The 12,531-nt window shown below is 60.3% G+C and carries 10 protein-coding genes; 4 read left to right on the plus strand and 6 right to left on the minus strand.

Translation table 11 applies throughout. From position 1 onward, the window contains the following. Positions 1 to 20 precede the first annotated feature (20 nt). Both BSP239C_RS10205 and BSP239C_RS10210 read right to left on the minus strand, forming a co-directional pair. A complete protein-coding gene (locus tag BSP239C_RS10205; protein ID WP_226831113.1) occupies positions 21 to 2,999 on the minus strand; it encodes a UPF0182 family protein in 2,979 nt (992 codons plus the stop codon). A gap of 32 nt (positions 3,000 to 3,031) precedes the next feature. Further along, positions 3,032 to 4,171 carry a PDZ domain-containing protein gene (locus BSP239C_RS10210; RefSeq protein ID WP_101572477.1) on the minus strand — a complete coding sequence of 380 codons (1,140 nt, stop codon included), beginning with the start codon at positions 4,169 to 4,171 and terminating at the stop codon, positions 3,032 to 3,034. Positions 4,172 to 4,342: 171 nt separating this feature from the next. Here BSP239C_RS10210 and BSP239C_RS10215 point away from each other — a divergent pair, with 171 nt between their 5' ends. Together BSP239C_RS10215 and BSP239C_RS10220 are read left to right on the plus strand one after the other, a co-directional pair. Continuing rightward, positions 4,343 to 5,803 carry a zinc-dependent metalloprotease gene (locus BSP239C_RS10215; RefSeq protein ID WP_101572479.1) on the plus strand — a complete coding sequence of 487 codons (1,461 nt, stop codon included), beginning with the start codon at positions 4,343 to 4,345 and terminating at the stop codon, positions 5,801 to 5,803. Next, positions 5,804 to 6,373, plus strand: coding sequence for an NUDIX hydrolase (locus BSP239C_RS10220; protein ID WP_101572481.1), 570 nt, complete (start codon positions 5,804 to 5,806; stop codon positions 6,371 to 6,373). It abuts the gene before it with no gap. On the opposite strand, the gene BSP239C_RS10225 is transcribed toward BSP239C_RS10220, so the two are convergent. Together BSP239C_RS10225 and BSP239C_RS20450 are read right to left on the minus strand one after the other, a co-directional pair. After that, on the minus strand, positions 6,351 to 6,908 hold the full coding sequence (locus BSP239C_RS10225) for a M48 family metallopeptidase (protein WP_101572484.1): 558 nt from the start codon (positions 6,906 to 6,908) through the stop codon (positions 6,351 to 6,353). The two genes, BSP239C_RS10220 and BSP239C_RS10225, sit on opposite strands and share 23 nt — an antisense overlap. Before the next feature lie 170 nt (positions 6,909 to 7,078). Next, complete coding sequence (locus tag BSP239C_RS20450; RefSeq protein ID WP_145997432.1) at positions 7,079 to 7,363, minus strand: hypothetical protein; 285 nt, start codon at positions 7,361 to 7,363, stop codon at positions 7,079 to 7,081. A gap of 61 nt (positions 7,364 to 7,424) precedes the next feature. Between BSP239C_RS20450 and BSP239C_RS10230 the strand changes: the two genes are divergently transcribed. After that, complete coding sequence (locus BSP239C_RS10230; RefSeq protein ID WP_101572486.1) at positions 7,425 to 8,327, plus strand: hypothetical protein; 903 nt, start codon at positions 7,425 to 7,427, stop codon at positions 8,325 to 8,327. Here the strand turns inward: BSP239C_RS10230 and BSP239C_RS10235 are convergent. Both BSP239C_RS10235 and nudC read right to left on the minus strand, forming a co-directional pair. Next, the gene (locus tag BSP239C_RS10235) at positions 8,304 to 10,343 is read right to left on the minus strand and encodes an ATP-dependent DNA helicase UvrD2 (RefSeq protein ID WP_101572488.1); all 2,040 of its coding nucleotides are present in this window, start codon (positions 10,341 to 10,343) and stop codon (positions 8,304 to 8,306) included. The two genes, BSP239C_RS10230 and BSP239C_RS10235, sit on opposite strands and share 24 nt — an antisense overlap. Continuing rightward, positions 10,340 to 11,317, minus strand: coding sequence for an NAD(+) diphosphatase (nudC, locus tag BSP239C_RS10240; RefSeq protein ID WP_101572489.1), 978 nt, complete (start codon positions 11,315 to 11,317; stop codon positions 10,340 to 10,342). The genes BSP239C_RS10235 and nudC overlap by 4 nt, the downstream gene beginning before the upstream one ends. 105 nt (positions 11,318 to 11,422) lie before the next feature. On the opposite strand from nudC, the gene BSP239C_RS10245 reads away from it, so the two are divergent. Then, positions 11,423 to 12,523 (plus strand): aminoglycoside phosphotransferase, encoded by a 1,101-nt coding sequence (locus BSP239C_RS10245; protein WP_101572491.1) that lies wholly within the window; start codon positions 11,423 to 11,425, stop codon positions 12,521 to 12,523. The last annotated feature ends 8 nt before the right edge of the window (positions 12,524 to 12,531 follow it).

The following is a 12,531-nucleotide window of genomic DNA, read 5'->3' on the forward strand; positions in this document are numbered from 1 at the left end:
AACGTCGACCGGCGCGGGTGTCAGTTGTCCCCGCCCTTATCGGCAGGGGCACTGGCCGGAGCTGACGCTCCGTCCTTCGAACCATCCTCGGCGAGAGAAGGATCGGCTGCTACCGCATCTTCAATCGCATTCTTCAGACGATCCTGCGCCTTTCCATACTTCTCGAAGTCACCCTCCTTGAGGGCTGCGTCGGAATCCTCCATAGCCTTCTTAGCCTTCTCAAGCGCATCGTTGAGATTCTTGTCATCAGGCTTGGAGCCGGAATCGTCGTCGCTCTTGGACCCGCCCGACTTGCCTGCTGCACCGCTGTCCTCGGTACCCGCGTCGCCGGCCTTGGCACCTGAGTCGCCGCCGAAGACCTGGTCGAGGGCTTCGTCCAGGGTCGGAGCGAATCCGATGTCCTCGCCGAATGCCACCAGTACGTGCTGGAGCAGTGGGTAGGACGTGTCGCCTGCGGACCGTACGTAGACGGGCTGCACGTAGAGCAGACCGCCGCCGACGGGCAATGTGAGCAGGTTGCCGTTCTGGACTTCAGACTCACCCTGACGAAGCAGGTTCAGGCTGCGCTGAACATCCGGGGCAGTATTGAAGTTGTTCTGAGCCTGACCTGGTCCGGGCACCGTCGTGTTACGCGGCAGCTGCAGAAGCCTGAGCTTGCCGTATCCTTCTGCAACCTCTCCCTTGGAACCGCCGGCATCGGCATCTGCTGACAGGAAGCCGGTCAAGTTGTTCCGTGCCTGCCCCTCAGAGGAGCGTGCAGGAATATAGGAGCTCGTCAGAGAGAACGACGGGGACTTCTGGCCCGGCATCTGCAGGGTCATGTAGAACGGAGGCTGAGTCAGACCGCTGTTGGCCTTCTTCGTCGGATCCGTCGGCAGCGTCCAGAAGTCCTGGCCGGTGTAGAACTCGCTGGCCGAAGTCACGTGGTACTTCGTGAGCAGATCACGCTGCACTTTGAACAGGTCTTCCGGATATCGCACGTGGTTCATCAGGTCGCCCGACATCTCGGACGAGGGTTTGATGAGATCCGGGAAGATCTTCATCCACGTCTTGAGAACAGGATCCTTCTTGTCCCACTGGAACATGTCGACCTTGCCGTCATAGGCATCGACAGTGATCTTCACCGAGTTCCGAATGTAGTTGACCTCTTCATCCGGAAGTGTCGCCACGGAGTTGGGCGCAGTTGCCGTCACCGAATCCTCGGTGGCCTCCTGCAGCGGCTGAGGCGTCGAATACGGGTAGTCCTTTGCTGTTGTGTAGCCGTCAAGGATCCACTTGATCTTGCCGTCGACGATAGCCGGGTACGGGTCTCCATCGATCTTGAGGAACGGTGCCAGCTTCTGCACGCGTTCACGCGGATGGCGTTCGTAGAGGATCTGGGACTTCTCGTTGACCGCGTCGGAGAGCAGGATCTGCTCGTCCTGATATTTCAGAGCGTAGGCGAGACGGTTGAAGAGTCCACCCACGGATGGCCCGCCGTCACCGGTGAACGTGTTGTTCACCTGGCCCGAACCACTATCCTCATCGGACGGGTAGTCCAGCTCTCGAGGAGTTGTGTCCTTCTCGCCGCCGACGATCGAGTAGTCCGGTGAATCCTCACCGAAGTACACGCGCGGTTCGTATTTCGGGAACTCTCCCTTGGGCGGAATGTCGGATTCCATGAACACCGGTTCACCATCGGGGTTACGCTGATTGCCGTTGGCGGCGACAACACCGAACCCGTGCGTGTAGACGATTGCACGGTTGTACCAGCTCTGGTTGTTCACCGAGTCCGGAGCCAATTCACGCACCGCGATCACGGTGTCGCGCTTCTCACCGTCGATGTTGTAGCGATCGACGTCGAGCTGTTCGGGGAAGGAGTAGTAGGGCCTGACCTGCTGGAGCTGGCGGAACGTGTCCGATACCAAGTTGGGGTCGAGGAGACGAATCGATGCAGCAGTCTCAGCGTCTTCGCGCAATGCACCTTTCTCACCACTGGTGCTCGGTTCGTAGGGAGTGACATCCACGTCATCGAAGTCGAAGGCGTCACGGGTCGCATCGATGTTGTGCTGAATGTATTCAGATTCCAGGCTCTGCTGGGACGGAGCGACTTGGAACTGCTGAACCATCGCGGGATAGGCGATGATCGAAATGCCACCGAGGACGATGAGTGTGGCGGTCGCAATGAGCGAGATCCGCCAGTTTCCCTTCCACGCCGTATAGACGAACAGCAACGCCACAAGCACCGCTGCGATCGCGACTATGGCCATGGCCGGAAGTGCCGCCCTGTCATCGGTGAAGGTCACTCCGGGAACAATGCCACCCGTCGAAGTCAGTCGTTCGTACCGGGCAAGCCAGAGACGGCCTGCCTGAACGAGGACCAGGGCGGCAACGGTGATTCCCAGCTGCCACTGGGCGGTCTTCGTCAGGATGACGCCCTTCTGCTCTCCCGGGCGGATACCGCCGAAGAGATAATGTCCGACGAGTGCAGCGATGAGCGACAGCAGCACCGCCATCCCCACCTGGTCCCCGATCAATCGCAGGCCGGGCAGGACGAAGACGAAGAACGACTTGTCCATCCCGAACTGGGCATCCTGCGAGCCGAACGAGGTCGAATTCATCCACTGCAAGACGGTGTTCCAGTGCGCCGAGGCGGTGATTCCGCTGAGCAGGCCGACGACCGCTGGGATCGCGAAGGTCGCGACCTTCCGAAGCGGCTCGATTGCTTCACGGTACCGATCGAGGTTCTCCTGGCGCGGGGTTGTCGGCGCATACACCGGGCGATTGCTGAAGGCCAGATGCAGGCTCAGCCACACCGGGACCGCCATGATGACGAATCCGGCGAGGAAGGTGAGTCCGCGGGTGAACCACATGGTGCGGAAAACCTGTGAAGCATCGATCTGCTTGAACCACAGAACTTCGGTGTACACCTGTGTGAACGCGATGAAAGCGACGAGCAGAATCGCCACTGACACAAGAGTGAGCAGCAGAGGCGAACGTCTGGGCCGGTTCGTCGGCATTCGTGCGGAGGTGGGTGAGGACGGAGAGCTCACTACTGCCCTTTCTCGTTGTTGTCGGCGCCGCTGGCCGGACACTTCTTCAGATCTGAAGTGTCTCCAGCTGCGTAATGTTCCACGGCGTTCTGCGCATCATCGAGATTATCGATTCGCGCCACCGTGATTTTGGATTGATCGGCAGCCTCGATGACTTCTGCGCAGTTGTCTGCGGGGGAAAGGAAGAGTTTCGCCCCCTGCTCAGTCGAGGCCGCTACCTTCTGTCGGGCACCACCGATGGGGCCCACTTTTCCTGCAGGATCGATCTCGCCGGTTCCTGCCACATGCTTACCACCGGTCATCGCCCCGGGTGTGAGTTCGTCGATGATCGCCAATGCGAACATGGTGCCGGCAGATGGGCCGCCGATACCCTCAACATTGAATGCCACGTCTACGGGGAATTTGAAGTCCTGTTTCATACTGATGCCGATGGCTTTGCGACCATCGATCGGCTCAGGTTTCAGCGCGACGTCGATCTTCTTACCCCCGCGTTCGACGACGAGGTCAACCGAGTCAGAGGACTGTACCGTCTCGCTCATGATCTGTGCGGCTGCAGGGTCGGAACCCAACTTTTTGCCGTTGACGGACATGATCCGATCGTCCTTGCGCAGTTTCGCCTCGGCGGGAGAGTCGGGAACTACGTCGCCGACGAGAAGATGAACCTCGTACGGCTTGTCCAGCTGTCCCATTGCGGCCGCAACGGCCACATCCTGACTGGATGACATCTCCACCGCGTTGGTGGCCGCCACGTCTTCCCTCGTCGTGTCGAGTGGGTAGTAGGCCTCGGTGGGGATGACTGTTTCCTTGCCGTGGAGCAGAGCGCCGAGGGCCTGCGAAGCATAGGTGTCACGACCCGGGCCGCCGCTAACAGCCACCGTGAGCATGTCGATGCGACCATCGGTCGGGTAGGTTTTGGCGCCGGTGACGTGGATCATGGGTTTGCCCTGATAGTCACCGAGGGTGTTGAAGACCGGGCCGGGCAGCTGCAACATGTATGGCACCGGCAGCAGAACTGCCAGAGCGATGAGGAGATAGGTCATGACCCCTGAAGTCGTGGTCAGACGTGGGGCGCGTCGGCGAGCGTTGCCACGCGTCGGTGCTTCGGGCACCGGCACGGCCCGAGGAGTATTAGCTGTCATGTGTTCCTTTCGCTGCACCGCCCGACCAGTCTAGTTGAAACCTGACCGTGAGTTTCACAGACTCCTTTCGCCCGGTGCGAACATCCTCCGAAACCTCCCGGAATTGGGAAGCTTCCCACATCCGGAACCGTTAACGTATAGGACAAACCGATTCTTGGGGGCATTGAGAAAATGAGCGATGACAATAACAACGAACAGAATCCGTTCGAGCAGATCTTCGGAATGCTCTTCGGAGCCAACGGTCCCGGGGCCGGTCAGGGCGAAGACAAGGACGGCAACGCCGGTCCGCAGGGTTTCCAGATCGATCCCGCGATGATGTCGACGATCATGAATCAGATGCAAGGTCTCTTCGGGCAGGGCGCCGACTCTCAGGCGCAGGCGACGCAGATCGCGAAGAAGGCGATCCCGACTCCTGACCCCGCTGTGGGCGAGGAATCTGCTAAGGCAACCACAGACGCCTTCCGACTTGCCGAACTCTGGCTCGCCGAAGCCACCGAGTTCTCCGTGGCCAACCGAGCAGCCCGCACACTCACCCGCGAGGACTGGGTCAGCGAGACCATGCCCGGGTGGCAGAAATTCGTGCTCCCGATCAAGGAGAACATGTCCACTGCCCTGACAGGGGCACTGGAGACTCAGATGCCGGCAGAGATGAAGGGCATCCTCGCAGGTGCCTCTTCGATGTTCGGCTCGATGAGCGATTCGATGTTCGCAATGCAGATCGGTCAGGCCGTGGGCGCGTTGTCGGAGAGCGTGCTGACCGGCACCGAGGTGGGACTGCCCCTATTGCCGCAGGACAGTGCAGTGCTCGTGGAGACCAACGTGGAGAAGTTCGCGTCTGAGATCGACGTTGACGCTTCGGAAGTCCGGATCTACCTGGCCGCCCAAGAGCTCGCACATCTTGCACTGTTCGAACGGGCCCCGTGGCTCAGTGCACAGGTAGAAGCTGCGTTGACACGCTATGCGCAGGGTCTGAAGGTCGATACCTCACAGATCGAGGACATGGCCTCACAGATCGATCCATCCAACATTTCCGACCTCAGTGACAATATCCGCCAGGGACTGTTCAATCCCCCGACGACCGAGGATCAGAAGAAGGCACTGACGAATCTGGAGAACCTCCTCGCGGTCATCGCGGGATGGGTCGACGTCGTCGTCTACTCCGCATGTGCTCATCTTCCGGGACGCGACCAGATCCGTGAGGCTCTGCGCCGCCGTCGAGCCACCGCGGGCCCTGCTGAGAAGACGTTCTCAACCTTGGTCGGCCTGCAATTCAATCCACGGCGTCTGCGTGATGCTGCGGCGCTGTTCGGATACCTCGAGACGCAGGGAGGCACAGAGGCCAGAGACAAGGTGTTCTCACACCCCGACCTTCTGCCCACAACACAGGATCTCGACGATCCGTTGGGATACTCCGAACGTCGAAATGCCGAATGGACCAGCGAATCGACTCTTGACGAGGCCTTGAACCGTATTCTCGCCGAAGGTATTGAAGGTACCGAAACCAGCGGGGACTCGGAACCGCAGAACAACGCCGGATCCGACGCTAGTTCTGACTCCGACACCAGCTCGAGCTCCGACACCGACGATGGGTCAGACGAGGGTGATGAGACTGGCGGCCGCAGTGAGAGCTGAATGATCCATCTCGAGACCGCCCGTGCCGAGGTCGGCGCCACGTCGGCACCGTCTGATTTCACGCTCGATTTCGAGCGCCTCTTCACCGCCGTCGGCGCCTCAGCGCTGCAACGCGAGGCTGGTGCTGAGCATGTCACTGCCAGTTGCCTCGTCTTCGACCCGGACACGGAGTCCGTGCTCCTCAACCACCACCGCAAGGCCGGTCTCTGGGGTCAGTTCGGGGGTCACCTCGAGGCCGAAGACGACAGTCTGCGTTCTGCGGCCCGCAGAGAGGCCATGGAGGAGAGCGGACTGAGTCGGCTGACCTGGTTCTCCCCCGCCCCGATCGATCTCCATGTGCATGATCTCTCGGCCTCCTTCGGTGCGTGCGAACGTCACTTCGACGTGGTGTTCGCCGCTATCGCGTCTGTGGACCAGGTTCCAGTCGTCTCCGACGAGTCTCTGGCAGTGAAGTGGTTCCCTCTCACTGCCCTGCCGACCGCGTTGATGCCCGACCTCATTGTGCGACTGCCGGAACTCTATCGGGCAGGTGTGGAAGCACGACAGGTCAGCGACCGCCGCCACGACTGAATTGCTCTCCTGCACTGAAGCCCTCTAGATAGAGCTTCGCCTCTGCCTGACGGGGGTGCCTGTCCGCCAACTCATGGAATGCCTTGTTGTGCGGTCCGACCTGCAGATGAGCTAGCTCATGGACGATGACGGTCTCCAGCACCCAACGAGGCACGGCCTGCAGACGGTGGGAGACCCTGATGTCTCCTGACGAGGTCGTCGTCGATGCCCACCGACTGATGTTCTGATTTGTCACCCACCTGATCGACTGCGGACGCAGACGCCCATCGAAATAGCGGGCGTTCATCTCATCTGCCACAGCGACGAGGTCCGACGCCGAAGAATGGTCCCTGGCCGCGAGGCGATTGAACAGATCGGTCAACGAGCGAATGTTGTGTTCCACGCTGTATCGCACAGGCGTGCTGAGAACGTAGGTATCGACTTCCTTCGAAACCGAAATGGTCTTCTTGCGGCGCGCGGAGCGACGCACTTCGATCTCCCCACGGGCGATAGCCCGCAGCACATCTTCTTCGGTCCATCTGTGTAGAGTTGCCACAGACCCATCATAGGAAATTCGTCAGCCGTCGAATCACCTGTCTCTACTTGTGAGTTTCCTGAGTATCGTCATTTCGACAGCCCCGTGGGGCTGTCCACAGGCCGAATCATCCATGGAGACCGCTGTATGCGGAAGTGACCTACGGTTTCGCTCTCCCCGGAGTCCCATATTCAATCATTCAAGGTACCTTTTCTCCACAACTCAGGGCGACATATCCACAGGTTATCCACACTCTGTTGACTGGTCTGTGCATGAACCGACATTGACGGGGCGGAAAATGCAGAATAGGTTCTATGATTGACCCCGGAAAACCCGGAGATGCGTGCGGAAGGGGAAGCTGCACGAGTCTCCGCGAGCGCCTGGGGCACAAAGCGGTTGAGGGCACGTCGGGATGCATTTTCCGGCTTGCCCTCGACTGTTTTCCACAGGGTTTTCCACAGTTCCATCTCGTCCATGGCGGATGCTCTCCACCTTCACTACTGTGGAAGTCCGAAGGGTTCGAGGTGAGGTGGAGACATGTTCCGGATTTTTCCCAGTGTGCCGATCACGTGGCGGTCGCCATCGTGTGTGCAGTTCGGCGTCGATGATCCTGTCCTCATCGACGGTCTCCTGCCCGCAGATGTCACCCTCGTCGAGGAACTCCGAATGGGTGTCGGTTCGGCCCAGTACTATTCGCGGGCACAGGATCTCGGTGCCGACCTGGGCCGGGCGAGTTCGTTGATCACCTTGCTCGACGAAGCAGGAGTGCTGGTTCCCGACGATTCCGATGCCGTGCTGGTGACGAAGAGTTCGCCGCTGTTGGCGACTGCACAGATCTTCGCCCTCTCCCCCGATCGTGTGTCGAGGCTCCTCGGCGATTCGCCGATCGTGGTGCTGGGCCCGCTGCGAGCAGTCACCGAGCAGTATCTCTCAGCCTCCGGATTCGCCATCGCAGAGCAGCGCCGCGTCGAGGAGCTCGATCTAATGTCCTCACCGCTGGTGATCACGACGTCCTACCTCGTCCCGGATATACACGTCGCAACTTGGCTCACAGATCACGAAGTTCCCTATTGCCAGGTGGTGATCGGGGAGTATTCTCTCGAGGTCACTGGCCTCATCCGTCCGGGAACGACACCGTGCGCCGTCTGTGCGTGCCTGAGGAAGAAGGACGCCGATGATTCCTGGTTGGACCAGTATTCCCACGTTCGAGCACTCCCCGACAGAGAAAGTCTCAGCGATCCCCTGTCACGTGTGCTCGGCGCACTCAACGTCGTCCAGGTCCTCAGACGATCGCTGTTGCAGCCCGATACAGAACCGGTGAATAGAAACGTCTCACTGGCCACAGGGATCGGCACGGACGAGAGTCTGGCTTTCCATCCCCGCTGCCAATGTCGAGTATCTGTACCGCACTTCGACCTAATCGACGAGCAGGCTCAATAGTCCTGACCCGTAGAGTTCGAGTTTGGTGGCTCCGACACCTGGGATCTTCGCCAATGCAGTCATGTCCTGGGGCCTGATCTCTGCAATCGCAGAGATGGATGTGTCGGTGAGAACGAGGTAGGGAGGCAGACCCTGTTCCAAACCGACGCGTGCCCGCCACCGGCGCAGTCGGTCAAGGAGTTCGAGGTCGATGTCGGGTGGGCAGTCGGCACACCGTGACAGGGCCCGGTCGACTTGGGAGACGAGCACCTTGCCGCATGATCGACAACGGTTCATCGCCACCGTGGTCGAAGTGCGACGGCCGTGACCTGCAGATGGATCAATGCGACCGAGCTCGCTGAGGAATCGGGACGGCTTACGCGGTCGCTGCCTGGAATCATGGCGTGACTGTGACCAGCTCAAGCTGAGATCTCTGCCCGCACGGGTCAGCGCCACATAGAATAGGCGACGCTCCTCAGCGACCGTTCGCGGCGTCTGGGCGTAGCTGATGGGCAACAGGCCCTCACTGAGTCCGACGAGGTGCACACTGTCCCATTCGAGGCCCTTTGCGGCGTGGAACGAGGCCAGGGTGACGCCTTCGATATCGGGAGCGAATTGGTGTTCGGCGCGATCGCTGAGATCAGCGAGAAAAGTTTCTAGAGGCACCGGCAGTTCAGATCCTGCTTGGAGCGTCCCCGCCAGATCAACCAGAGCCTTCAGCGATTCCCATTTCTGTCGACTTGCACCTGCGGCAGGCGGTTTGGTCGAGTATCCCAGGGACACCAGCACCTCGGCGACGACCTCAGGCAGGGATCTGCCACTTGAGGTGGCACGGGCCGCCTTGAGCATAAGAATGGCTTCTTTGACTTCCTTACGCGCGAAGTACCGTTCTCCTCCGCGCAGAACATACGGGATTCCGGCTGCGGCCAGAGCCTGCTCGTAGGCGGGACTCTGACCATTCGTGCGGAACAGAACTGCGATGTTGCGCGGACGACGACCGGCATTAACCTCGGCGGAGATGGCCTTGACGACCCCAACGGCTTCAGCATCATCGGTCGGGTACTCAGTCATGACCGGCGCTTGGCCTTCAGGGTTGTCGGTGCGCAAGGTCAATGCGGTCCGCGATGTGTGGCGAAGCAGGTTATTCGCCGTGGACACAATCGCCTTCGATGACCGATAGTTGCGAACCAGTTGGATCGTCGTCGACGTGGGCAATGAGGCATCGAGTGTCCCCAGCAGTGAAGAATCTGCTCCGGCGAACGAATAGATCGTCTGGGCCGGGTCACCGACGACGCAGAGGTTGTCCCGTGGCCCCAGCCAGCGCGAGAGGACATCGTATTGGAGGGGCGAAACGTCCTGAAACTCATCGACGACGAAGTGTCGGTACTGATCGCGAATGTCTGCTGCGATTGCGGGATACTCGGCGAGGACTCCGTCCAGAACAAGCAGAACGTCTTCGAAGTCCATGAGACGCCCGCGTGTCTTCGCTTCACTGTACGCCTCGAAGATGCGCACCATGTCCTCAACACTCAATGTGCCGGGAAGATCGCGCGTAGCGGCGTGGGTGGCATAGTCGTCGACCCCGAGGAGCGACGCGGCAGCGAATTCGAGCTCGGAGGCCACGTCCCGATTCAATTCCCGGCTGGTCTCGATGCCCATTCCCTGCAGCACTGACCCCAGGATTCCGGCTTTGTTGTCAATGATTCGGGGGAAGTCACCTGTTGCGAAGCGATCCCAGAAGAAGCGCAGCTGGCGCAGAGCAGCGGAGTGAAAGGTCCGGGCCTGGACCGCGGGTACACCGAGGTCACGCAGGCGCGAACGCATCTCCCCTGCGGCCTTGGCCGTGAAGGTCAGGGCCAGAACATGGTTAGGAGGGAACACCTCGGTGGCGATGCCGTAGGCGATACGATGGGTCATCGCACGGGTCTTGCCTGTCCCGGCGCCTGCCAGAACGATCACCGGTGTAGAGAATTGGGTGGCGACCTCCTTCTGCTCGTCGTCGAGGGCATCGAGCAGTGCTGCGGCCTGAGCATTCAAATGTTGTCCAACCAGCTGCAAAGGACCTGCCCGGCGATCGATACGAGTCCGGGGGCTCGGACCGTGCCGCTTTCGATGGCTGCGTGCAGCTCTTCCCGGGTGAACCATGTCAGTGTGGCGATCTCTGCCTCATCGGCAGCGAATTCGAGGCTTGGGGCTTCAGCTGAGAAGCCGAGCATCAGTGAACACGGAAACGGCCAGGGTTGGGATCCGAGGTACTGCGGATTCCTCACTTCGACATGAGCTTCTTCGAACACTTCGCGAATGACAGCGCGTTCAAGGGTCTCACCGGGTTCGACGAAACCAGCCAGCAGGGAGAAGCGGTCGGCCTCCCAGGCCGCGTTGTTGCCCAGCAGCACTCTTTCGACCCCGTCCTCATCTGTGTTGATGATGAGGACGATGACGGCTGGGTCAGTGCGGGGGAAATGTTCGCTGTCATTCTCGGGGTCCGATCTCACCCAGCCGCCCATAGTTGGTCGGGTGGGCCGTCCGGTGCGGGGCGAGAACTGGTGGGCTCTGTGCCAATTGCCCAGGCTCACGATCTCACAAGCCAGGGACACCTGCACGTCGTCGAGCGATTCTGCCAATTGGCGCAGGGGCAACCAGACCGGCTCGGCGCTGTCGATGCCCTCTCCCGGTGCGGTCAGCAGGTCTGTGGCGTCGCGTGCCCGCGACGTCGCCAGCGACGTATCGAGTTGACTGCGGCCGGAATCATCGAGAGAGACTCCGATGTACTGGTGTCCTTCACCATCGCGACCGAGATAGATCTCGGTTTGGCCTCCCGGCACCAAATCTGGATCACTGATGAACAGACCCCCCGACGCAACGAGGAGTGAACCACGATGTTCGAACACGGGTTTTGCTCCGCTGGCCCACAGTTTTTCCAGGTCACCGTCTTGGCCACGAGAAAGATGGTCGCGATCGATTCCATGACGGGCCAGACTGATCGGCTTCACGGGTGGCAGTGGCTTCATGTCCTCCACGATAACTCAGGGTCCTGACGCGAGAAGTGTGGGTGCTGACACGCTCAACACCCAAATCTTCTGTCTCCGGCTGTGCCAGACGGTAGATTGGGGAGGGTGAATACCAAGGCGCTCAAGTTGGCAGCTGTCGCGGCAACGATGCTCGACGACTTTTCCCCGACGGAATGGGTCCCCCTACCGTCGTTGGGACTGGGAATCAGAGTTCTGCTCGACGATGGTCAGCAGCAGTTGGTGGCGACAGCACAGACAAGCCTCGATCGGTCAGCAGACACCGGTTCGGCTGCCGAAGCAGCTCGAATCTACGACATGATGTATCCGCATGCCGGATTCGTCTGGCCTCATCTGCGCGCCATCACCGAGGTTGAGCCTGCATACTTCGACACGTCTGCACCGATCACTGTGACTCTGATCGACCCCCTGCCTGGTGCCCCTGTCGGTGATCAGGCCATTGCAGACGTCGCTCGAGCTAGTTCCTTGGCACAAGCTCTCGCCACCGTACATTCGGCAGCACCAGAATCGATTTCCGAGGCGGGTTTCCCCGTCGAGGACCCTTCACGGTTCCAGTTTCAGATCCTCGAGAGGCTCGACCAGGCCGCGGCCACAGGTCGGGTGCCAGCTGATCTGCTCCAGCATTGGGAAGAGGAGTTTGAGAAGGTCTCTCTCTGGCGCTTCCTCGCCACCCCCATCCACGGTGCGATCGACGAAACCAGTGTCTACACCGATCAGGAACGCGTACTCGCGCTGTCGGGAATCGAGCGTATGCGGGTCTCAGACCCTGCCATCGATTTGGCTGCAGCCTCGGCGCTGATCGATCCTGCTGCTGTGCCGTCCTTCTTCAGCGAGTACAGAAACTCCCGACCACGGGCCGACGAACATGTCATCACCCGTGCCGAGCTGTTGGCCGAATTCGCCGTTCTCGACTGGTTGCTCGAAGCAGTAGATTCCGGCGATGAGGAGGCAATTCAGGACGCAGGTGAACTTCTGTCCTCGTTCAACGATGTCCTGTTCGCCAAAGACGATGCCCAGCCTGCTGCCACTCCCCCGGAACCAGCAGCCGCAGACACGGTCCACGACCCAGTTCACACGGAGGCTGTGCCGCCCGAAGAGCCCGAGTCGGAGACTGAAGACATCATCGACAAGGATGCCGCATCGGACGACGGTGAACCGACCGAGGGAATTCCTCGCCCCTCAAACTGAGCTGTTCC

Source organism: Brevibacterium sp. 239c, from assembly GCF_900169365.1.
GTDB lineage: Bacteria > Actinomycetota > Actinomycetes > Actinomycetales > Brevibacteriaceae > Brevibacterium.

Coding starts and splice junctions, on each gene's coding strand:
- BSP239C_RS10205 (WP_226831113.1), bottom strand. CDS start 2,999: ATGCCGACGAACCGGCCCAGACGTTCGCCTCTGCTGCTCACTCTTGTG.
- BSP239C_RS10215 (WP_101572479.1), top strand. CDS start 4,343: ATGAGCGATGACAATAACAACGAACAGAATCCGTTCGAGCAGATCTTC.
- BSP239C_RS10220 (WP_101572481.1), top strand. CDS start 5,804: ATGATCCATCTCGAGACCGCCCGTGCCGAGGTCGGCGCCACGTCGGCA.
- BSP239C_RS10230 (WP_101572486.1), top strand. CDS start 7,425: ATGTTCCGGATTTTTCCCAGTGTGCCGATCACGTGGCGGTCGCCATCG.
- nudC (WP_101572489.1), bottom strand. CDS start 11,317: ATGAAGCCACTGCCACCCGTGAAGCCGATCAGTCTGGCCCGTCATGGA.
- BSP239C_RS10210 (WP_101572477.1), bottom strand. CDS start 4,171: ATGACAGCTAATACTCCTCGGGCCGTGCCGGTGCCCGAAGCACCGACG.
- BSP239C_RS20450 (WP_145997432.1), bottom strand. CDS start 7,363: ATGGACGAGATGGAACTGTGGAAAACCCTGTGGAAAACAGTCGAGGGC.